19 protein-coding genes are annotated in these 21,265 nt (G+C 74.4%); 12 read left to right on the forward strand and 7 right to left on the reverse strand.

Annotation, left to right across the window (positions count from 1 at the left end):
• Positions 1–32 precede the first annotated feature (32 nt).
• The 3 genes from egtB to ACZ7MX_RS18510 form a co-directional block, all read right to left on the reverse strand.
• Complete coding sequence (gene egtB / locus ACZ7MX_RS18500) at positions 33–1,352, reverse strand: ergothioneine biosynthesis protein EgtB (protein ID WP_472133355.1); 1,320 nt, start codon at positions 1,350–1,352, stop codon at positions 33–35.
• Complete coding sequence (egtA, locus tag ACZ7MX_RS18505; RefSeq protein ID WP_472133357.1) at positions 1,349–2,629, reverse strand: ergothioneine biosynthesis glutamate--cysteine ligase EgtA; 1,281 nt, start codon at positions 2,627–2,629, stop codon at positions 1,349–1,351. The genes egtB and egtA overlap by 4 nt, the downstream gene beginning before the upstream one ends.
• Before the next feature lie 305 nt (positions 2,630–2,934).
• Entirely contained in the window at positions 2,935–4,146 is a 1,212-nt protein-coding gene (locus tag ACZ7MX_RS18510) for a pyridoxal phosphate-dependent aminotransferase (protein ID WP_472133359.1), read from the reverse strand.
• 118 nt (positions 4,147–4,264) lie between these two features.
• Between ACZ7MX_RS18510 and ACZ7MX_RS18515 the strand changes: the two genes are divergently transcribed.
• Positions 4,265–4,945, forward strand: coding sequence for a winged helix-turn-helix transcriptional regulator (locus tag ACZ7MX_RS18515; RefSeq protein ID WP_472133361.1), 681 nt, complete (start codon positions 4,265–4,267; stop codon positions 4,943–4,945).
• The gene (locus tag ACZ7MX_RS18520) at positions 4,942–5,424 is read left to right on the forward strand and encodes a phosphatase domain-containing protein (protein ID WP_472133363.1); all 483 of its coding nucleotides are present in this window, start codon (positions 4,942–4,944) and stop codon (positions 5,422–5,424) included. Before ACZ7MX_RS18515 ends, ACZ7MX_RS18520 begins: the two co-directional genes overlap by 4 nt.
• Positions 5,425–5,530: 106 nt before the next feature.
• On the opposite strand, the gene ACZ7MX_RS18525 is transcribed toward ACZ7MX_RS18520, so the two are convergent.
• Complete coding sequence (locus ACZ7MX_RS18525; protein WP_472133967.1) at positions 5,531–6,412, reverse strand: helix-turn-helix transcriptional regulator; 882 nt, start codon at positions 6,410–6,412, stop codon at positions 5,531–5,533.
• A gap of 212 nt (positions 6,413–6,624) precedes the next feature.
• On the opposite strand from ACZ7MX_RS18525, the gene ACZ7MX_RS18530 reads away from it, so the two are divergent.
• From ACZ7MX_RS18530 to ACZ7MX_RS18540, 3 genes are read left to right on the forward strand one after another with little or no spacing between them, the layout of a single operon-like run.
• A complete protein-coding gene (locus ACZ7MX_RS18530; protein ID WP_472133365.1) occupies positions 6,625–7,623 on the forward strand; it encodes an NADPH:quinone oxidoreductase family protein in 999 nt (332 codons plus the stop codon).
• Entirely contained in the window at positions 7,620–8,801 is a 1,182-nt protein-coding gene (locus ACZ7MX_RS18535) for an acyl-CoA dehydrogenase family protein (RefSeq protein ID WP_472133367.1), read from the forward strand. Before ACZ7MX_RS18530 ends, ACZ7MX_RS18535 begins: the two co-directional genes overlap by 4 nt.
• Positions 8,798–9,958: an acyl-CoA dehydrogenase family protein gene (locus ACZ7MX_RS18540; RefSeq protein ID WP_472133369.1), complete on the forward strand. Its 1,161-nt coding sequence runs from the start codon at positions 8,798–8,800 to the stop codon at positions 9,956–9,958. The genes ACZ7MX_RS18535 and ACZ7MX_RS18540 overlap by 4 nt, the downstream gene beginning before the upstream one ends.
• 107 nt (positions 9,959–10,065) lie before the next feature.
• On the opposite strand, the gene ACZ7MX_RS18545 is transcribed toward ACZ7MX_RS18540, so the two are convergent.
• Entirely contained in the window at positions 10,066–10,695 is a 630-nt protein-coding gene (locus tag ACZ7MX_RS18545) for a hypothetical protein (protein ID WP_472133371.1), read from the reverse strand.
• Positions 10,696–10,964: 269 nt separating this feature from the next.
• Between ACZ7MX_RS18545 and ACZ7MX_RS18550 the strand changes: the two genes are divergently transcribed.
• Positions 10,965–12,335 (forward strand): hypothetical protein, encoded by a 1,371-nt coding sequence (locus ACZ7MX_RS18550; RefSeq protein ID WP_472133373.1) that lies wholly within the window; start codon positions 10,965–10,967, stop codon positions 12,333–12,335.
• A gap of 21 nt (positions 12,336–12,356) precedes the next feature.
• Here the strand turns inward: ACZ7MX_RS18550 and ACZ7MX_RS18555 are convergent, their stop codons facing one another.
• Positions 12,357–12,944: a cell wall hydrolase gene (locus ACZ7MX_RS18555; RefSeq protein ID WP_472133375.1), complete on the reverse strand. Its 588-nt coding sequence runs from the start codon at positions 12,942–12,944 to the stop codon at positions 12,357–12,359.
• A gap of 102 nt (positions 12,945–13,046) precedes the next feature.
• Here ACZ7MX_RS18555 and ACZ7MX_RS18560 point away from each other — a divergent pair, with 102 nt between their 5' ends.
• Together ACZ7MX_RS18560 and ACZ7MX_RS18565 are read left to right on the forward strand one after the other, a co-directional pair.
• The gene (locus tag ACZ7MX_RS18560; RefSeq protein WP_472133377.1) at positions 13,047–14,276 is read left to right on the forward strand and encodes a S1 family peptidase; all 1,230 of its coding nucleotides are present in this window, start codon (positions 13,047–13,049) and stop codon (positions 14,274–14,276) included.
• A 125-nt stretch (positions 14,277–14,401) separates the two neighbouring features.
• On the forward strand, positions 14,402–14,905 hold the full coding sequence (locus ACZ7MX_RS18565) for an acyl-CoA thioesterase (RefSeq protein WP_472133379.1): 504 nt from the start codon (positions 14,402–14,404) through the stop codon (positions 14,903–14,905).
• 249 nt (positions 14,906–15,154) lie between these two features.
• Here the strand turns inward: ACZ7MX_RS18565 and ACZ7MX_RS18570 are convergent, their stop codons facing one another.
• The gene (locus ACZ7MX_RS18570; RefSeq protein WP_472133381.1) at positions 15,155–15,937 is read right to left on the reverse strand and encodes a DeoR/GlpR family DNA-binding transcription regulator; all 783 of its coding nucleotides are present in this window, start codon (positions 15,935–15,937) and stop codon (positions 15,155–15,157) included.
• 268 nt (positions 15,938–16,205) lie between these two features.
• On the opposite strand from ACZ7MX_RS18570, the gene ACZ7MX_RS18575 reads away from it, so the two are divergent.
• The 4 genes from ACZ7MX_RS18575 to ACZ7MX_RS18590 are packed head-to-tail and all read left to right on the forward strand — an operon-like array spanning position 16,206 to position 21,252.
• Entirely contained in the window at positions 16,206–17,510 is a 1,305-nt protein-coding gene (locus tag ACZ7MX_RS18575) for an MFS transporter (protein ID WP_472133383.1), read from the forward strand.
• A gap of 13 nt (positions 17,511–17,523) precedes the next feature.
• The gene (locus ACZ7MX_RS18580; RefSeq protein WP_472133385.1) at positions 17,524–19,107 is read left to right on the forward strand and encodes an FGGY family carbohydrate kinase; all 1,584 of its coding nucleotides are present in this window, start codon (positions 17,524–17,526) and stop codon (positions 19,105–19,107) included.
• A complete protein-coding gene (locus ACZ7MX_RS18585) occupies positions 19,100–20,629 on the forward strand; it encodes an FGGY family carbohydrate kinase (RefSeq protein ID WP_472133387.1) in 1,530 nt (509 codons plus the stop codon). The genes ACZ7MX_RS18580 and ACZ7MX_RS18585 overlap by 8 nt, the downstream gene beginning before the upstream one ends.
• Entirely contained in the window at positions 20,626–21,252 is a 627-nt protein-coding gene (locus ACZ7MX_RS18590) for a histidine phosphatase family protein (RefSeq protein WP_472133389.1), read from the forward strand. Before ACZ7MX_RS18585 ends, ACZ7MX_RS18590 begins: the two co-directional genes overlap by 4 nt.
• The last annotated feature ends 13 nt before the right edge of the window (positions 21,253–21,265 follow it).

Here is a 21,265-nt window from a genome sequence, read left to right on the forward strand (position 1 = left end):
ATCCGCCTCCCCGGACACCGGTGGCGCCGGCCTCATGCGTCCCCCTCCAGGCCGGCGTCCCGGGCGGTGCGGAACCCGGCGAAGATCTGCCGCCGGACCGGCAGGTCCCAGTTGCGGAACGTGCCCCGGCAGGCGACCGGGTCGACGGCGAAGGAACCGCCGCGCAGCACCTTGTGCCCGTCCCCGAAGAACACCTCCGAGTACTCCCGGTAGGGGAAGGCGGCGAAGCCCGGGTAGGGCAGGAAGTCGCTCGCCGTCCACTCCCACACATCGCCGATCAGCTGCCGGACACCGAGCGGTGACGCACCTTCCGGATAGCTGCCCACGGAGGCGGGGCGCAGATGCCGCTGGCCGAGGTTGGCACGCTCCGGCGTGGGGTCCTCGTCTCCCCACGGGTAGCGCATCGAGCGGCCGGTGGCCGGGTCGAACCGGGCGGCCTTCTCCCACTCGGCCTCGGTCGGCAGCCGCCGTCCGGCCCAGCGGGCGTAGGCGTCCGCCTCGTACCAGCTGACGTGCAGCACCGGCTCGTCCGGCGGGACCGGCTCGGTCACCCCGAACCTGCGGCGCAGCCACTGTCCGCCGTCCCGCTTCCAGAACAGCGGGGCGCGCAGCTTGTGCTGCTTGACCTGGGCCCAGCCGTCGGCCGCCCACCAGCGCGGCTCCTGATAGCCGCCGTCCTCGATGAACCGCTGGTAGGCACCGTTGCTGACCGGTGTGGTGTCGATCAGGAACGCCGGCACGAGGCGGTGGTGCGCGGGCCGCTCGTTGTCCAGCGCCCAGGGCTCGGCGGAGGTGCCCATGGTGAACGGCCCGGCGGGCACGAGGACTTCGGACGGCAGCAGGTCGTCGGGGGCGGGCGGCGGTTCGGGCGCGGTGAGCACGGCGGGGCCGCGGCGCAGCTGGTGGGTGATGAGCATGGTCTCGTCGTGCTGCTGCTCGTGCTGGGCGATCATGCCGAACGCGAACCCCGCGTCCAGCAGCGGACCGCCGTGCAGCGGGGTGCGCTCCAGGACGTCCAGCACCCGGCCGCGGACCTCGGCGACATAGCCGTGCGCCTCGTCGGGCGGCAGCAGCGGCAGCGAGGGGCGGGTGGCCCGCGGATGCTCGAAGGCGTCGTAGACGGAGTCGATGTCCGGCCGCAGCGCCTCCCGGCCGCCGACGGTGCGCAGCAGCCACTGCTCCTCCTGATTGCCGATGTGGGCCAGGTCCCACACCAGCGGGGACATCAGCGGGGAGTGCTGGGCGACGAGGTCGGGGTGCTCGACGCAGGTGGTGAGCAGACGGGTGCGGTCGCGTGCGGCGAGCAGCGCGGAGGCCGCCCGTTCGCGAAGGAGCTCGGGATCGGTGGTCACTGCCGGCCTTCCTTCCCCAGGAGGAGTTCGCCCTCCGCGGCGTACAGGGCGTCGAGATGGTCGTCCGCGGGGCAGCGCCCGCGGGCCACGTACCGCTCGGTGAACGCCGCGACCGCGGCACACACCTCGGGCGGCGCGCCGATCCGGGGCAGCGCCTCCTGCGCGGCGGCGAAACAGGCCACCGCCGCGGCGTGCAGCTCCGGGTCGGTCAGTCCCGCGCGGGCGGCCCGCCGCCACAGCGGATTGCGCGGCGCCGGACGCGGACCGGCGGTCTCCGCCAGCGGTTTGACGATGCGGTAGGCGCGCTCGGCGGCCTCCGGGTCGTCGAACAGCGCGGCCGTGACGGCCAGCGGGACGGTCCACCCGGTCTCGCCCGGCTGGGCGTCGATCATGCGCAGCTCCAGGTGGCCGCGCGGCCGGACGGGCGGGAAGAGGGTGGTGACGTGGTAGTCGAGGTCCTCCTGTGTCGGGGGTCTGGGGGCGCCGGTGCGGACCCATTCGCGGAAGGTGAGCCCCTCCGGTGCATCCCAGGGCCCGTGCTCGGCGCGGATGCACATCACCGGTGCGTCCAGGACGTACGCCGCCCACGCGGTGCGCGGGTCGGGGCCCGGCGGTGGGGCGAGGGTGCGTGCCGGGTCGAGCTGGGACCACACGACCTGGCGGGTGGTGCGGTAGCCCGTGGGACACCCCTCGCTGGTCGGTGAGTTGGCGAACGCCGCGGTCAGCACGGCGCCCAGCAGATGGGCCAGCAGCCAGCGCCGGCCGAGCCCGAGCGGGCCCGGCTCCTCGTGGCCGGCGTCCACACACACCTGCACGGAGGCGGTGCCGCACATCATGGCGCGCCCGGCCGGGCCCCAGCGGTCGAAGTACGCCTCCATGGCGTCGTAGCGGGGGTCGGTCAGGACCCGGCGCGGGGGGTGCCAGGGGTTGTGGCCGTGGCCGGCCAGACCCAGGCCCAGGGCCCGTACGGCCGGGCGGACCAGCGCGAGGTCGGCCGACACGGCCTCGATGCAGGCGCGCAGGGAGGTGGCGGGCAGCGAGCTGAGCTCCAGCTGGCCGCCGGGTTCGAAGGTCAGGAGCGAGGAGAGGGGGAGCTGTCGCAGGACGGTGGCCGCGTGCCGCAGCCGGTCGGGTTCGACCGGACATCGGGGGTGGTACGCGTCGTGGACCAGCCACTCCAGCTCGACGCCGAGACGGCGTGGCGGACCCGTCTTGAAGCAAATGCCGTGCAGATGCGCTTCAAGCTCCGCTTCCGATGGTGCGGGCCGAACGGGCATGGAATCCCCTCCCTTGTCGGGTGGCGGCGTGATGTGCCGCCCTCCACCTAATCGGCTGCGGCCGACGGGCTCAAGAGCGCGTTCGATTCCGTGCGGATGTCCCGCGGGGCAGGACGGCCCGTCACCGGGCGGCCGGGCCGTCCGGACCGAGGGGCCGCCGGACGGTGCCGGGCCGCCCGGGCGGCGCCGGGAGGCCCTTCCCGCCGCCGGCCACGGCCGTGGGCCGGACCGGCGGGCGGCGGACGGCGGCGGGGGAGGGGTGCCGCCGTTCGGGTGAACCGGGGGCCGCTGCCGGCCCCCGGGCGTCACTGACGGTATCCGGCCAGGAAACGGCCGATCCGGCGGATGGCGGCGTCGAGGTCGTCGGCGTGCGGCAGGGTGAGGATGCGGAAGTGGTCCGGGCGCGGCCAGTTGAAGCCGGTGCCCTGGACGACCTGGATCTTCTCCCGCAGCAGGAGGTCCAGCACGAACTTCTCGTCGTCGTGGATCCTGTGGACGGCCGGGTCGAGGCGCGGGAAGGCGTAGAGGGCGCCCCTGGGCTTGACGCAGGAGACGCCCGGGATCTCGTTGAGCCGCTCCCAGGCCACGTCGCGCTGCTCGCGCAGCCGGCCGCCCGGCAGCACCAGGTCCTTGATGGACTGCCGGCCGCCCAGCGCCGCCTGGATGGCGTACTGCGCGGGCGCGTTCGGGCACAGCCGCATCGAGGCGAGGGTGCCCAGGCCCTCCAGGTAGTCGGCGGCGTGCTGCTTGGGGCCGGAGACCACCAGCCAGCCGGAGCGGAAGCCGGCCACCCGGTAGGACTTGGACAGGCCGCTGAAGGTCAGGCAGACCAGGTCGGGGGCGAGCACCGCGGCGTGGTGGTGGACCTCGTCGTCGTAGAGGATCCGGTCGTAGATCTCGTCGGCGAAGACCATCAGCTGGTGGCGCCGGGCGAGGTCGAGCATGCCCTCCAGCAGCTCGCGCGGATAGACCGCGCCGGTCGGGTTGTTGGGGTTGATGATGACCATCGCCCGGGTCCGGTCGGTGATCTTCGAGGCGAGGTCGTCGAGGTCCGGCAGCCAGTCTGCGGACTCGTCGCAGAGGTAGTGCACGGCCTTGCCGCCGGCGAGGGTGGTGACGGCCGTCCAGAGCGGGAAGTCGGGGGCCGGGATGAGGACCTCGTCACCGTCGTCGAGCAGCGCCTGGACCGCCATCGAGACGAGTTCGGAGACACCGTTGCCGAGGTAGATGTCGTCGACGCCGACGTCCGGCAGGCCGTTCTCCTGGTAGTGCTGGGCCACCGCGCGGCGGGCCGAGAGGATGCCCCGGGACTCGGTGTAGCCGTGTGCGCGGGAGAGGTTGCGCATCACGTCCTGCAGGATCTCCTCGGGGCACTCGAAGCCGAACAGCGCCGGATTGCCGGTGTTCAGCCGCAGCACGCTGTGCCCGGCCTCCTCCAGCGCGTCCGCGTGCTCGATCACCGGCCCGCGGATCTCGTAGCAGACGTCGGCCATCTTGCTGGACTGCTTGAACTGCATGCGGCGGCCTCCCGGTCCTCGCCCGCCGCGCGGCGCGGCAGCACTCGTCGTCATCACACCGTACTTGGTTTTACCAAGTCGCGACTTGGAAAGTCCAACCTCTGTCTATGCTGGAGCCATGCCGCGCCGAAGCTATGACCAGTACTGTGCCGTCGCCCGGGCCCTGGACGCCGTGGGCGACCGCTGGACCCTCCTGATCGTCCGGGAACTCCTCGGCGGCTCCCGGCGCTACACCGACCTGCACGCCGATCTCCCCGGCGTCAGCACGGACATGCTCGCCTCCCGCCTGAAGGACATGGAACGCGACGGCCTGGTCACCCGCCGCCGGCTCGCCCCGCCCGGCGCCGCCTCCGTCTACGCCCTCACCGACCGCGGCCGGGCCCTGCTGCCCGCGCTCACCGCCCTCGCCGACTGGGGCGCCCCCGCCCTCGACACGAAGCGCCCGACCGACGCGGTGCGCGCCCACTGGTTCGCGGTCCCCCTCCTCACCCGGCTCGCCGGGCACTTCACCGACGGCACCGACGTCGTCGACATCACCCTCGACGAGGGCCGGTTCCACGTCCTGCTCTCCGGCGACACCGGCCCCGGCTACGCCGACGGCCCCGCCGAGCACCCCGACGTCCGGCTCCGGACCGACACCGCGACCTGCGCCGACCTCGCCCACGACCGCCTCTCCGTCGCCCAGGCCATCGCCTCCGGCCGGATCGCGGTCACCCGCCCCGAAACCGGCGCGGCCAACGGGGACGACGGGGCCCACGGGTCCGGCGAAACCCACCGACGGAAGGCGACCACGGCATGACGCAGCGACCCCTCGCCCTCTTCGACCTCGACAACACCCTTGCCGACACCGGCCACCGGCAGCACTGGCTGCGGCGCACCCCACGCGACTGGCCGGCCTTCTTCGCCGCGGCCGCCGACGACCCCCCGCTCGGCGAGGGTGTGGCGCTGGCGCTGCGCAGCGCCGAGGACAGCGAGGTCGGCTACCTCACCGGCCGCCCCGAGCGCTGCCGCCGCGACACCCTGGACTGGCTGGCCCGGCACGGCCTGCCGACGGGCGAGGTGTGGATGCGGCCCGACCACGACCGGCGCCCGGCCCGGCACACCAAGCTGGAGACGCTGCGCCGGATCGCCCGGCACCGCGAGATCCGCCAGGTCGTCGACGACGACGAGCAGGTCTGCGACGCCTTCGAAGCGGCCGGCTTCACGGTCGTCCGGGCCAGGTGGGCCACCCCGTCCGCCGCCCTCCGGGACGCCCAGCAGCGCGCGGGACGCACCTGACGGCAGCGGTGGGACCCACCCCACCGGCTCCCCGCCCCGCCCGTCCGGCCGCGCTGACGGTGCGTCAGGGGAGCCGTCGGGTGCCGCTATGGGGCACGGACCAGCCCTATGGACGCTCGGGTTCGAGGACCCGGACGTCCGGCCCGCACTCCGCCGCGAGCAGCCGCAGCGCCGCCTCGGACGGCGACCCCTCCTCGGCCGTGTACATCAGCACGCCCTGCCCGGAACCGTCCGGTGTCCGCATCATCTCGAAGTCCAGCACCAGCTCACCCACCAGCGGATGGTGGAACCGCTTGCAGCCGAAGGTGCAGTTGCGCACGGCGTGCCGGGACCACAGCGCGCTGAACTCCGTGCTCTTCATCGACAACTCACCGATCAGCGCGGTCAGTTGGGGATCGTCCGGCCGCTGCCCGGCGGCCACCCGCAGCGCCGAGACCGCGCGCCGCAGCTCCTCCTCCCGGTCCGGGTACAGCTCACGGGTGTGCGGGTCGAGGAAGAGCAACCGCTGCGCATTGGGGCGGTCCAGCGGACGGTCGGGACTCGTCACCTCCAGATGCCCGGCGATCAGCGCGTGCCCGAGGCGGTTCCAGGCCAGGATCTCGAAGCGCGGCCCGAGCGCCACCGCCGGTACGTCCGCCATGGCCGCGAGCAGCCGCCGCACCCCCGGACGGACCTTGTCGTGGCGGACCGCCGGCCGCCGGCGCGCCCGGGCCGGCCGGGCCAGCTCCCGCAGATACGCCTGCTCGTCGGGGCACAACCGCAGCGCACGGGCCAGCGCCTCCAGCACCCCCTCCGAGGCCTGGTGGCTCTGCCCCTGCTCCAGCCGCGTGTAGTACGCGACGCTGACCCCGGCCAGCTGCGCCAGCTCCTCACGGCGCAGGCCCGGGACCCGGCGCCGCCCGCCGTAGGAGACCAGGCCGACGTCCTCCGGGCGGAGCCGGGCCCGGCGGGTGCGCAGGAAATCCCCCAACTCGGTGGGCCGGTCCATGGCGGGTGCGTCGCTCGCGGGTACGTCCATGCCCGCCAGTCTCCGCCATCGCGCGGGCCGCAGCCTGACCCTGTGAGTACCAGGCTGAGACCGTTCCCTCACCGGGCCGATTTCCTGTTCCCCCCGAGATACCGACCGCTTAGTATGCCCATGGCGAGGAGCCGGCGCGGCCCCCGCCCCACCGGCGTACCCACATCTTTCGGAGGCACCAGGTGAAGGCATGGCGTGTACACGCGAACGGCGAGCCGCGTGAAGTGATGCGGCTGGAGGAGGTACCGGACCCCCAGCCGGGGCCGGGGCAGCTGCTGCTGCGGGTACGGGCCGCCAACGTCAACTTCCCCGACGCACTGCTCTGCCGCGGCCACTACCAGGTGCGGCCGCCACTGCCGTTCACCCCCGGCGTGGAGATCTGCGGCGAGGTGCTCGCCGCCGGCGAGGGCGCCGACGCGGAACCCGGCACCCGCGTCCTGGCCCAGCCGCCGCTGCCGGCCGGCGGCTTCGCCGAACTCGCGGTGGCCGACGCCGCGACCGTACGCCCCGCACCCGAGGCCCTGGACGACGCCGAGGCCGCCGCACTCCACATCGGCTACCAGACCGGCTGGTTCGGCCTGCACCGCCGCGCCCGCCTCCAGGCCGGCGAAACCCTGCTGGTGCACGCCGCGGCCGGCGGCGTCGGCAGCGCCGCCGTACAGCTCGGCAAGGCCGCCGGCGCCCGGGTCATCGGCGTGGTCGGCGGCGCCGACAAGGCCCGCACCGCCCGGGAACTCGGCTGCGACCTGGTCCTCGACCGGCACACCGACGACATCGTCGCCGCCGTGAAGGACGCCACCGGCGGCCGCGGCGCCGACGTCGTCTACGACCCCGTGGGCGGCGACGCCTACACCAAGTCCACCAAGTGCATCGCCTTCGAAGGCCGCCTCCTCGTCGTCGGCTTCGCCGGCGGCACCATCCCCTCCCCGGCCCTCAACCACGCCCTGGTGAAGAACTACGCCATCCTCGGTCTGCACTGGGGCCTCTACAACACCAAGGACCCGGCCGCGGTCGACGCCTGCCACAAGGAACTCACCGAACTCGCCACCCAGGGCGCGATCAAGCCACTGATCGGCGACCGGGTCCTGCTGGCGGAGGCCGCCGACGCCGTCCAGCGCGTCGCCGACGGCACCTCCGTCGGCCGCCTCGTCGTCGTCCCCACCCCCGAGGAGGCACGATGACCGACGCCGCAGACCTCCGCCGCCGCACCGCCGCCCTCCTCGCCGCGCACCCGCCCGCCACCACCGACCGGCTGGACTTCCTGCGCGCCCGCTTCGACGCCGGACTGGCCTGGGTGCACTTCCCCGCCGGCCTCGGCGGCCTGGACGCGCCCCGCTCGCTGCAGGCCGTCGTGGACGCCGAACTGGCCGCCGCCGGCGCACCCGGCAACGACCCCGGCCGGATCGGCATCGGCCTCGGCATGGCCGCCCCCACCATCCTCCGGTTCGGCACCGACGAACAGAAACAGCGCTTCCTGCGCCCCCTGTGGACCGGCGAGGAAGTCTGGTGCCAGCTGTTCAGCGAACCCGGCGCCGGCTCCGACCTCGCGGCCCTCGCCACCCGCGCGGTCCGGGAGGGCGACCACTGGGTGGTCGACGGCCAGAAGGTGTGGACCTCCAGTGCACACCTGGCCCGCTGGGCCATCCTCATCGCCCGCACCGACCCCGACCTGCCCAAACACCGCGGCATCAGCTACTTCGTCTGCGATATGACCGACCCCGGCGTCGAGGTGCGGCCGCTGCGCCAGATCACCGGCGAGGCCGAGTTCAACGAGGTCTTCCTCACCGGCGTCCGCATCCCCGACGCCCACCGCCTCGGCGAGGTGGGCGAGGGCTGGAAGGTCGCCCAGACCACGCTGATGAACGAACGGGTCGCCATCGGCGGCAACCGGATCCCCCGCGAAGGCGGCATGATCGGCGTCGCCGCCGCCGACTGGCGCGCCCGCCCCGAACTGCGCACCCACGACCTGCACCAGCGGCTGCTGACCCTCTGGGTGGACGCCGAGGTCGCCCGGCTCACCGGCGAACGGCTGCGCCAGCAGCTCACCAAGGGCCAGCCCGGCCCCGAGGGCAGCGGCATGAAACTGGCCTTCGCCCGGCTCGCCCAGCAGATCAGCGGCTGGGAGGTGGAGTTCCTCGGCGAGGACGGACTGACCTACGACGACTGGACCATGCGCCGCCCCGAGGGCGTCGATTTCACCGGGCGCGAGGCCGGCTACCGCTATCTGCGCGCCAAGGGGAACTCCATCGAGGGAGGCACCTCCGAAGTGCTGCTCAACATCGTCGCCGAACGCGTACTGGGCCTGCCGCCCGAGCCGCGCACCGACAAGGACGTCGCGTGGAAGGACCTCCCCCGATGACCACCGAGACCCGCCCCGCCGACGCCCCGGCACCCGACCCCGACCTCCTCTACTCCGACGACGAGGAAGCCCTGCGCGACGCCGTACGGGCACTGCTCACCGACCGCTGCGATCCGGCCACCGTGCTCGCCGCCATCGAGTCGGACGTCCCCTACGACGCCGCGCTGTGGCGGTCGCTCGCCACCGAGATCGGCACCGCCGGCCTGCTGGTCCCTGAGAAGTTCGGCGGCGCGGGCGCCGGCACCCGCGAGGCCGCCGTCGTCCTGGAGGAACTGGGCCGCGCCGTCGCGCCCGTCCCCTACCTGACCAGCGCGGTCCTCGCGGTGACCGCCCTGCTCGGCTGCGACCACGAGGACGCCGAGGTGGCCGGGGCACTGACCGCGCTCGCCGCCGGCACCACCGTCGGCGCGCTCGCCGTCCCCTTGACCACCGCGCCGGGCAGCGCGCCCGGACCGACCGTACGGGCCGCCGCGGACGGCACGCTGACCGGCCGGGTGACCTCGGTCGCCGACGCCGCGGCCGCCGACCTGCTGCTGGTCCCCGCCCAGGGCCCCGAGGGCCCCGCCCTGTTCGCGGTCGAGGCCGCGGCGGACGGCGTACGCACCGAGCGCGTCACCCCGCTCGACCTCACCCGCCCGCTGGCCCACGTCGGCCTCGACGGCGCCCGCGGCCGCCTGCTGGCCACCGGCGACCGGGCCCGGGAAGCCGTCGGAAAGGCCCTGCTCACCGGGGCCGGACTGCTCGCCTCCGAACAACTCGGCATCGCCGAGTGGTGCCTGGCCGAAACCGTGCGCCACACGGCCGAGCGCACCCAGTTCGGCCGCCCGGTGGGCTCGTTCCAGGCGCTCAAGCACCGGATGGCCGCCCTCTGGCTGGAGGTCGCCTCGGCCCGCGCCGCGGCCCGCAACGCCGCGGACGCCCTGGCCACCGGCAGTCCGGACGCCCCGGTGGCGGTGGCCGTCGCCCAGGCGTACTGCGCGCCGGTCGCGGTCCGCGCCGCCGAGGAATGCATCCAACTCCACGGCGGGATCGGCATGACCTGGGAACACCCGGCCCACCTCTACCTCAAGCGGGCCAAGAGCGACGAGCTCACCCTGGGCACCCCGGGCCGCCACCAGGAGGCGCTGGCGGCGCTGGTCGACCTGGGGGCGCCGTAGGGGGTGCGCGGCGAGGGGCCCGTAGGGGGTGGTCGAACAGATCCCGTAGGGGACGGACGCCCCCCTTCGGGGCCCCAACGTCGGCCGGGTGGAGGGTATTCCCCCGGTCAGCCGGTGACGGCGAAGGGCTTGCTGAACGCGTGGACCGCGGCGTCACCGGCGGTGGCCACCTCCAGGAAGTAGTGCGGTCCCGGCGGCACCTGGGGCAGTGTCACCAGCGCCTCGCCCGTCGGCCCGTCGCCCGCCTTGGGCGCCACCACGGCCAGCCGCTGCGGCGGCCGGCCGTGGCCCATCCCGGCGTTGAGCCAGACGTCCACCTGCCGCCCGGTGCTGTTCTTCCAGGCGACCGGGAGGCTGCCGTGCGGGCGGTAGCTGAGACCGGCCGGCGGCGCGGTCACCTCGATCCGCCCGCCCACGGCCACCGCATCGGGCCCGGTCATCGCGTCCGCTCCGGCCACCGCGTCCGGCCCGGTCATCGCCTCCGGTCCCGCCCCCGCATCCGGTCCGGCCGGTCCGGAGGCGCCCGGGCGGCCGGCGCGCACGCCGAGGGCGGAGGTGGCGGCCCGCGCCGCCGGACCGCCCGGCCCGGCCGCCGCGGCCGGCGCGCTCACGGACCGGAACCGGCTCGTTCCGTCGTCCGGATTCCCCGGCGCCAGGGTGACCACCGTCATGCAACCGACGGCGGTGGCGGCAACGGCGACGGCGAGGTTCGTGGCTATCGAGATCGCCCTGGACATCGTCTCCTCGTTTCCTCGGGGGAGGGACGAGCCGGAGCATCCCCGGCACTCCGACCGCCAAAAACGACGCGCGGAGCGACCACCCCGATGGCCATTTCCGACGCGACAGACCCCGGGCGGGGCAGGAGAATCCCCCCGACCCGGACCCGTCAGGGCACCTCGACCGGAGACGTCCCGCACCCGACGTGCGAGGGTCCCGAACCCGACCGATGATGTCCCGAACCCGACCGGTGATGTCCTGAAAGTGCGGTTCGGGTAGCGTCGAACCCATGAACACCGCAACTCGCCGTGCGCTGATCGGACCCGTTCTGCTGCTGGTGGCCGCGCTGCTGGCGGTGGCCGCCGTGCTGGCGCCCGGCGCGCACGCCGCGGGCGGTCTGGACGATGCCGCGGCCGCCCTGAAGAAGGGCCCGGTCTACGTCGATCCGCGCGCCGCGGGGCAGTTCTCCACGGCCGACGCGGACGCGCTGGCCAAGAAGATCAAGGACGCCGACAAGCCGGTCTTCGTGGCCGTGCTGCCGCGCACCGCGGACTACCCGCCCAGCACCCTGCTGCGGGCCCTGCGCACCAAGGTCGGCATCGCCGGGGTCTACGCCGTCGAACTCGGCAACGGCTTCAACGCCGGCGCCGACCCGCAGGTGATGTCCCGCAACGCGGTGCAGAACCTCGTCGCGTCGGTGAAGAGCACCACCTACCCGACCGTCGGCGAGCGGCTGAACAGCTTCGTCGACACCGCCAACCAGTCGGCCCGCGGCCACGCCCCCGACTCCTGGGGCGGCACCGGCGGCGCCGGCTTCGACTCGGGGACCGCGATCGGCCTCGGCGTGCTGCTGGTCGTCGGGGGCGGCGGCGCGTACGCCATCGCCCGCCGCAACCGCCGGCGGCGCCAGGAGGAGGAGCGGGCCGCGCTGGAGCAGCTGCGGACCGTCGTCGACGAGGACATCACCGCCTTCGGCGAGGAACTCGACCGGCTCGACTTCCGGCCCGACGAGCCCGGCGCCGACGATGCGATGCGTGCGGACTACAGCCACGCGCTGGACGCGTACGAGAACGCGAAGTCGGCGATGGCGGCGGCCCAGCACCCCGGCGACGTCCAGGCGGTGACCCGGGCCCTGGAGGACGGCCGGTTCTCGCTGGCCACGCTCGCCGCGCGCCGCGAGGGCCGGCCGCTGCCCGAGCGCCGGCTGCCCTGCTTCTTCGACCCGCGGCACGGCCCGTCCGTCGTCGACGTCGCCTGGGCCCCGCCCGGCGGCGCCGAGCGCATCGTCCCGGTCTGCGCCGCGGACAAGAGCCGGCTGGACGACGGCCGCGAGCCGCTGGCCCGCACGGTCCGCACCGAGAGCGGCGACCGCCCGTACTGGGACGCGGGCCCGGCGTACGCCCCCTGGGCCGGCGGCTACTTCGGCGGCGGCCTGCTGCCCGGCCTGCTCGTCGGCACGCTGCTCGGCAACGTCATGATGTCCTCCTCCGCCTACGGCGCCGACTTCGGCGGGCCCGCGGGCGTCGACGGCGGCGACTACTCGGGCGCCGACTTCAACCCCGACGACTTCAGCGGCGGTTTCGGCGACGGCGGTGGCTTCGGGGACGGCGGCGGGTTCGACGGGGGCGGCTTCGGCGGCGGGGGCGACGGAGGGTTCTGAGGGGCCCGGCGCCCGGGGTGCTCACCGGTCCGGCGTCGCGCCCCGCACCCGCTTGACCCCGAGGAACCGCGCGTACCGCGTCCGCGCCGCGAAGTCCGCGTAGCACCAGACCGCGGGCCGGCCCACCTCCCGGCAGAGATGCAGCACCGCGTCGGGTCCCAGGTGCACGCCCACATGGGCGCCGTACCCCTCGGGCCGGTCACCGTTCGGCCCGGCGTCGAAGAGCACCAGGTCCAGCGGCCGCGGACGCCCGGCCCGCCGGGTCGCCCGGGTGTCCGCCCACAACTCCGCCGAGCGCAACGGCGGCACCTCCAGCCCGAAGTGGCGCAGCACGGCGTACGCGTAGCGCTGGCAGTTGGCGCCCCCGGCCAGCTCGGCGAAACCGCCCGGGCCACCAGGACCACCGAAACCGCCCGGATCACCCGGACCGCCCGGACCGCCCAGGCCGTCGAAGCCGCCCGGGCCGTTCCCACCTGACGGGCATTCAGGTGCCGTCGCTCCCGGATGGCGGGCGCCCGAGTAGGTCACGTTGCGCAGCGCGGGCGGCAGGTCCCCGAAGGCCACCGGGCCGTGCACAGCGGGGACTTGGCGGCTCCGATCGGTGGTCATTCCCCCATGATGCGGGGGATCTCCTCGTGCCGCCCGCGCCGGTGTCCCGCACGCTCGGCCCATCGGATCCGACGTGCACCCGACACCGCGAGGAGACCCCCGATGGAACCCCGCTTCCGCAAGGCAGCACTACGGTGCGCGGCCGTCGCCGCCGTCATGGCGACCGTCGGCCCGCTCGGCCCGGCGCACTCCGTACCGCTCCCCAAGCCCACGCACCGGCCCGCCCCGCGCGGTCTGCTCGACGCGATGCGCCGGGACCTCCGGCTGACCGCGGAACAGGTGCGCACCCGGCTCGCGCAGGAGGCCGACGCGCACCGCGCCGCGGCCGCGGTCCGCCGGGCGCTCGCCACGCCGCCCGCCGGGATGTGGTTCGACAGGACGAGCGGCAAGCTCGTCGTCGCGGTGACCGGCCCCGCCGACGCCCAGCGGGTGAAGGCGGCCGGCGCGATCCCCAAGACCGTACGGCACAGCCGCGCCGTGCTGACCGCGCTGGTGCACAAGGTCGCCGGCCGGGTCGGCAAGGGCGTCCCCGGGGTCACCGGCTGGGGCGTGGACGAGCGGGCCAACGGTCTCGTGGTCCGCGTCGACCGCACCAGGCACACCGCCCGGACCGACGCCTTCGAGAAGGGCCTCCGCGACCTGGGCACCCGCGCCAAGGTGAGGATCACCGTCGAACGCAGCAACCAGACGCCGCGCCAGCAGGGCGGCACGGTCGTCGGCGGCGAGCGCTGGATGCCCGGCAACGAGGGCATCTGCTCGATCGGCTTCTCGGTGACCGGCCCGCAGGGGTTCCAGGGCTTCCTGACGGCCGGCCACTGCACCCTGACACCCGATCAGGCCGCGTTCGGCAAGGACGGCACCCGGATGGGAACCTCCAATCCGGGCGGCAACTACAGCGTCAACGGCCACGAGGGCGACTTCGGGCTGGTCCGGGTCGATCAGCCGGGGTGGACCGTCGGCTCGGCGGTGGCCGGGCAGGGCGGCACGCCCGTCGCCGTCACCGGCTCGCAGGAGGGACTGGCCGGCATGTCGATCTGCCGCTCGGGGCAGTCCAGCGGCTGGCACTGCGGGGAGATCACCCGGGTCGACCAGACCGTGGACTACGGCACCACGATCATCGACGGGCTCGGCTACACCAACGCCTGTTCCGCGGCCGGGGATTCGGGCGGCTCCTACGTCACCCAGCCCAACGCCCCGATGGCGGTCGGCGTCCACTCCGGCGGCGGCGCCGCGACCTGCGGCAACTTCGGCGGCGACACCGTCACCATCTTCCAGCCCATCACCAAGCCCCTCACCAAGTGGAACCTCCGCCTGAAGACGGGGAGCCCCTGACGGGCCCGCGGCACCGCACGGCCCGGTACGGCCCGGCCCGGCTGACCCGCCCGGCCCCCGGCAGGACCAAAAGCCCCCCGGCGTCGATCACCCGCGCCTACGATGGGCCACCGACGGTCATCGCCATGGCCAGGGAATCGCGGGGAGTGGCAGTGGGAGTGACGGTGGCGGGAGCGGGGGAGCCGGTGGCCGGGCCGGAGGCGGCGGAGCCGTTCGCCGTGCGGGTCACCGTACGGGGATACGAGACGGACACCCAGGGCCATCTCAACCAGAGTGTCTACCTCCAGTACGCCGAGCACGCCCGCTGGTCGCTGCTCCAGGCGAGCGGCATCCGGCAGAGCGCCATGGTGGACCGGCGCATCGGGCCCGTGACCCTGGAGACCACCATCCGCTACCGGCGGGAGCTGCGGGCCGGCGACGAGGTCGACGTGAGCTGCGCCTTCGTATGGGGCGAGGGCCGGACCTTCCGGATCGAGCAGACCGTCCGCAGGACGGACGGGACGGTGGCCGCCGAGGTCAGCGCGGTCTGCGGAGTACTGGACCTTGCGGAGCGCAAGCTGCTGCCGGATCCGCGGGCGGCCCTGCGCGAACTGGCCGAGGACCCGTCGCTGATGGGCCTGGCCGGGTGATCATCCGGCTCGCCGGGGCCGGTCAGCCGTGGCGGGCCAGGTGGTGATCCGGGACGCCGGGGGCGGCCTGCCACGCGGGTGGTGAGGCCCGTAAAGGGAGGACGGCAACGGGGAGCCGCGGGGAGTGAGGCTACCCGTAAGGGGGAGTCGAACGGATCCCCTAAGGGTTACGCGAGCCCCCTGTTGGGCCCACAACGCAGGGAGTTGGGGAGGTATTCCCGGCACGGGCGCCCCTCGGTGCGGGGGCTGTTATCCCCTCCCCTCCACCACCATCACCTCCGTGCCCGCCGCCCGGACCCGTCGGATCTCGTCCGTCGGTAGGCCGTCGTCGACGATCAGCAGGTCGAAGTCGGTCAGCGGGGCGAGGGCGTACAGGCCGCCCTTGGCGAACTTGGTGTGGTCGGCGACCAGGATGCGGCGGCCGGCGCTCTCCATCATGGCGCGCTTGACCTGCACGGTCTCCGGTGAGGTGTGGTAGCAGCGGCCGTTGGTGACCGCCGTGGTCGACAGGAAGAGCACATCGGCACGGAAGGCCCGTACCGCGTCGGCGGTGTACGGGCCCATGAACGCGTCGTAGGCGGGGAAGTAGGCGCCGCCCAGGGTGATCAGCGAGATCCCGGGCTCCTTGGCCAGGGTGGTGATGGCCGGCAGGGAGTTGGTGATCACGGTCAGCGGGGTGTGCTCGGCGACCTGGTGGGCCAGCAGCAGACAGGTCGTGCTGTCGTCGAGCAGCACCGTCTGCCCAGGGACCAGCAGCGTCGCGGCGGCCCGCGCCAGCTGCTGCTTGGTGTGCGCCATGGTCGCCATCCGCTCGGCGACGCTGCCGTGGAACTGCGCGGACGGCAGCCCGGTCGCCCCGCCGCGGACCTTGCGCAGCCAGCCCTGCGCCTGCAGCGCGTCCAGATCGCGGTGCGCGGTCATCAGGCTGATGCCGTACTCCTCGGCGAGGTCCGCGGTGCGCACGAATCCGCGGGCGATGACGGTCTCGCGCATCCGGCGGCGCCGCTCCTCCTGGGCCTCGACCCGGTCCATGGCTTAGCTCCCTTTTGTGCCGGCGGCGTCCCCGCGGGCACCCGCCGGGTGAATTCGCCGCGTTATGTTCGCACGGATTTCACACTGCGCGCCCGCCCGTCACGGTGTCCACATGCGGTTCCGCAACGACGCAACACGGCTGGTCGGAGCGGTGGTGCGAAGATTCCGGCGGCCATTGACGGCGCTTTCCGCACGGCGGTTCCATCGCTGCGTCCACCCCCCTTCGCCCTGCTGAGCCGCCGCAGCCGCCGCAGAAAGGGAGATTCCGATGACGAACTCTCCGCCGCGTTCACTGACCACCCGCCTGGGCATTCCACCGACCCTCGCCTGGGGCTACCTCGGACTGCTGCTCTTCATGATCGGAGACGGGGTCGAGTCCGGGTACCTCTCGCCGTACCTCCTGGACCAGCACCTCTCCGAGTCCCGGGTGGCCCTGCTGTTCACCGTCTACGGGATCGCGGCCGGCATCGCCGCCTGGCTCTCCGGAGTGCTCTCCGACCTGTGGGGCCCGCGCCGTGTGATGTGGGCCGGCCTGGGCATCTGGGGCGTCTTCCAGCTGCTCTTCCTGACCGTCGCCCTCCCGCTGGGCAGCTATCCGCTGATGATGTTCGGCTACGGCCTGCGCGGGCTGGGCTATCCGCTGTTCGCGTACGGCTTCCTGGTCTGGATCGCCGGGGTGGCGCCGCGGGCCCGGCTCGGCACCGCCATGGGCTGGTTCTGGTTCGCCTTCACCGGCGGGCTGCCCACCCTCGGCTCGCTCGTCGCCAGCGGCCTCATCCCGCACATCGGCGCCTACGCCACCCTGTGGGCCGCGCTCGTGCTGGTCGCCGCCGGCGGACTGATCGCGTTGCTGCTGGTCCGCGACGACCGCGGCGGCAGACGGCCGCGCGGGGACGGGGACGGCCAGGGACCGGTGGCCACCCTCGTCGGCAGCATCACGATCCTGTGGCGCAACCCCCGGGTCGGCGTCGGCTCGGTCGTCCGGGTCATCAACACCGCGTCCCAGTTCGGCTTCTTCGTGATCCTGCCGATCCACTTCACCCGGACCGTCGGCTTCACCCTCACCCAGTGGCTGCACCTGCTCAGCGCGATGTTCGCCACCAACATCTTCGCCAACCTGCTGTTCGGCGTGGTCGGGGACCGCTTCGGCTGGCGCCGCACCATCGCCTGGTTCGGCGGCGCCGGCTGCACGGTCAGCACCCTGCTGCTCTTCTACGTCCCGCACGCCGCCGGCGCGAACTTCTCGCTGGCCCTCCTGGTCGCCGCGTTCTACGGCGCTACGCTGGCGGGTTATGTACCGCTTTCGGCGCTGGTGCCCACTCTTGAGCCGCGGCACCAGGGCCAGGCACTGGCCGCCCTGAACCTCGGCGCGGGCGCCAGTACCTTCGTCGGCCCCGCGGTCGTCGCGCTCTTCGTCGGCCCGCTCGGCGTCGAAGGGGTGGTCTGGATCTTCGCGGGGATGTACGCGGTGAGCTGGGCACTGGCCCACTTCCTGAAGCTGCCGGACGAGCCGGGCACCGCCGACACCGCGCGGCGCGGCCCCGAGCCCGCCGCCGCCTCGGCCCCGGCATGAGAGGGACGCACTGATGTCCGTACTGACCATCGACGTCGGGACCACGGTGATCAAGTCCGTGGTCTTCGACGACCAGGGCACCGAGATCGCCGTCGCCCGCCGCGCCACCGAGGTCCTCCGCCCGCACCCCGGCTGGGCCGAACAGGACATGGACGGCGTCTGGAGCGCGGTCGTCGACACCGTCCGCACCGTGCTGGACGGCCTGGCCGACCCGGTGTGGCTGGTGTCCTTCACCGCGCAGGGCGACGGCGCCTGGCTCGTCGACGACCGCGGCCGCCCCACCGGACCCGCCGTCCTGTGGTCCGACGGCCGCGCCGGGGACCACCTCACCGCCTGGCAGCGGGACGGCGTCCTGGAAGCCGCGTTCCGCCGCAACGGCTCGCTGACCTGCGCCGGCATGCCCAACGCGATCTTCAGCTGGCTGGCCGCCCATGACCCGGACCGCCTCGCCCGCTCGGCCACCTCGCTCACCGCCGCCGGCTGGCTCTTCCTCCGCTTCACCGGCGTCCGCGCCAGCGACGAGTCCGACGCCTCCGCCCCCTTCCTCGACCACGCCACCGGCACCTACGACCCGCAGATCATCGACCTGTTCGGCCTCGGCGCGTACGAGGGGCTGCTGCCCACCGTCCTGGCCGAGGACCGGCGGATCGCCGAACTCACCACCACGGCCGCGGACGAACTCGGGCTGCCGGCCGGCCTCCCGGTCGTGATGGCGCCGTACGACATCGCCGCCACCGCCCGCGGGGTCGGCGTGGTCAACCCCGGCCAGGCCTGCAGCATCCTCGGCACGACCCTGTGCACCGAGATCGTCACCACCGGAATCGACACCACCGGCGAACCGTCCGGCATCCACATCGCCTACCGCGGCCGGGAACGGGTGCTGCGCGCCTTCCCCACCCTCAACGGCGCCGAGGTCCTCGGCTGGGCGGCCCGGCTGCTCCACCTCCCCGGCCCGCCGGAACTGGCCCAGCTGGCCTTCGAGTCGCAGCCGGGGGCGCGCGGGCTGATGTTCCTGCCCTACCTGTCCCCGGCGGGCGAACGCGCCCCGTTCCTCGACCCGGGCGCCCGCGGCTCGTTCTGGGGCCTGTCCCTGGAACACACCCCCGCCGACCTGGCCCGCGCGGTCTTCGACGGGCTCTCGCTGGTCCTGCGGGACTCGCTCGCCGCCGCCCGCACGGACATCAGCGAACTGCGGCTGTGCGGCGGCGGCGCCAACAGCGACGCCTGGTGCGCCCTGATCGCCGACGCCACCGGCATGCCCACCGCCCGCTCCGGCGACACCGAACTCGGCGCCAAGGGCGCCTTCCTCACCGGTCTGGTCCGCACCGGCGCCGAGACCAGCATGCACAGCGCCGCCGCCAAGTACGTCCGGATGCAACGGAGTTGGGAGCCCGAGCCGGAGCGCGCGGAGTTCTACGCCGCGCTGTACGAGGACTTCCTGCGCTGGCGCGAGCTGACCCGCGGGGCCGGCTGGCGCGGCACCGCGGCCTGGCACGGCAGCACCACCCGCCGCGCCGAGGCCCCCGGCCGCCCCACCGAGGCCCCCGCCCGCCCCGCCGGCACGCCCGACGCCGCCCCTGGAGGCACCCTTGTCTGACCCGCACCCCACCGGCCGCGCCCCGGCCACCGCCCCCGACCCCGACGGCGTCTGGCTCGGCCTCGACCTCGGCACCCAGAGCGCCCGCTGCGCCGCCGTCGACGGCACCGGACGGGTCCTGGCCACCGCCGCCCGCCCGCTGACCGGCCGGCGCGACGGCAACCGGCACGAACAGGACCCCGAGGAGTGGTGGCAGGCGCTCGCCGCGGCCTGCCGGGAGGCACTGACCGGCCTCGACCCCCGCCGGATCCGCGGCCTGGCGATCGACGGCACCTCCGGCACCCTCCTGCTCGCCGACGCCCACGGCACCCCGCTCACCCCGGGGCTGATGTACGACGACGGCCGCGCCGCCGACCAGGCCACCGCCGTCAACACCGCCGGCGCCGCGGTCTGGCAGGAACTCGGCTACCGCAGCATGCAGCCCTCCTGGGCACTGCCCAAACTCGTCGCCCTGCTGGAGCACGGCCCCGCCCTGCCGCCCGGCGCCCGGCTGCTGCACCAGGTCGACCTGATCACCTGGCGGCTGGCCGGCCACCAGGTCGCCAGCGACGCCAGCCACGCCCTCAAGACCGGCTACCACCTCGTCGAGGAACGCTGGCCGGACGAGGTCATGCGGCAACTCGGCGTCCCCCTCGGCCTGTTGCCGGACGTCGTCCGCCCCGGCACGGTGCTCGGCACGGTCTGCGCCCGGGCCGCCGCGGCCACCGGCATCCCCGAAGGCACCCCGCTCGTCGCCGGCATGACCGACGGCTGCGCCGCACAGATCGGCGCCGGGGCACTGGCACCGGGCGCCTGGAACGCGGTGCTGGGCACCACCCTCGTCCTCAAGGGCACCAGTGGGCACCTCGTCCGCGACCCGGCCGGCGTCGTCTACTGCCACCGCGGCCCGGACGACACCTGGCTGCCCGGCGGCGCCTCCAGCAGCGGCGCCGGCGCCCTCACCCGGCACTTCCCCGGCGAGGACCTCGACGCCCTCACCACCCGGGCCGCCGCCCTCGACCCGGACGCCGCGGAAGCGGTCGCCTACCCCCTGGTCTCCACCGGCGGCGAACGCTTCCCCTTCCGCGCACCGGACGCCGAGCCCTTCCTCCTCGGCCGGCCCGCCACCCGCGCCGAGGAGTTCCACGCCCACCTGCTCGGCGTGGCCTGCCTCGAACGGCTCTGCTTCGACTACCTCGACCACCTCGGCGCACCGGTCGACGGGCCGCTCACCCTCACCGGCGGCGGCGCCCGCAACGCCTACTGGTGCCGGCTGCGCGCCGATGTCCTCGGCCGTCCGGTACGGCTGCCGGAGCAGGCCGAGGGCGCCGTCGGGATGGCCGTGCTCGCCGCCACCGCCGACGGCACCCGCCTGGCCGACGCCGCCGCCGCGATGGTCCGGATCGACCGCGAGATCCGCCCGAACCCGCTCCGTACCGCCCGCCGCCTCCCCGTCTACCTCCGCTTCGTCGACGAACTCACCCGCCGTGGCTGGCTCGGCCAGGCCGTGGCCGACCACGCCCGCAGGAGGGCCGCACCGTGACCGACTTCATCCTCGTACGCCACGGCGAAACCGTCTGGCACGCGGAGAACCGCTACGCCGGCCGCACCGACGTGCCGCTCACCGACCTCGGCCGCGAACAAGCCGCGACCCTCGCCACCTGGGCCACCACCGCCCACCTGACCGGAATCTGGAGCTCCCCGCTCTCCCGCGCCCGGCTGACCGCCGCTCCCGCCGCCGCGGCCTGCGGGCTCACCCCGCACGTCGACGAACGGCTCTCCGAGCTCGACTTCGGCCAGGGCGAGGGCCTGACCCGGGACGAGATGCGCACCCGCTTCCCCGAGCGGGTCGACGCCTTCCTCGCCGACCCGGTCGCCCACCACCTGCCCGACGGCGAACACCCGCGGCACGCCGCCGAACGCGCCGCCGACTGCCTGGCCGACCTCGCCCGGGCCCACCCCGACGGCCGGATCCTGGTCGTCGCCCACTCCACCCTGCTGCGGATCCTCCTGTGCCACCTGCTGGGCATCCCGCTCCCCGACTACCGCCGGGTCTTCCCCCGGCTCCACAACGGCGCCCTCACCGAGATCCGCCACGGGCACGGCCGCACCGCGCTGCTGAGCCTCAACGCCCCGGCGCTCGCCCAGGCCCCCGCCCTGTACTGACCACCTGCCGTAC

The organism is Streptomyces sp. NPDC107765, assembly GCF_055657085.1.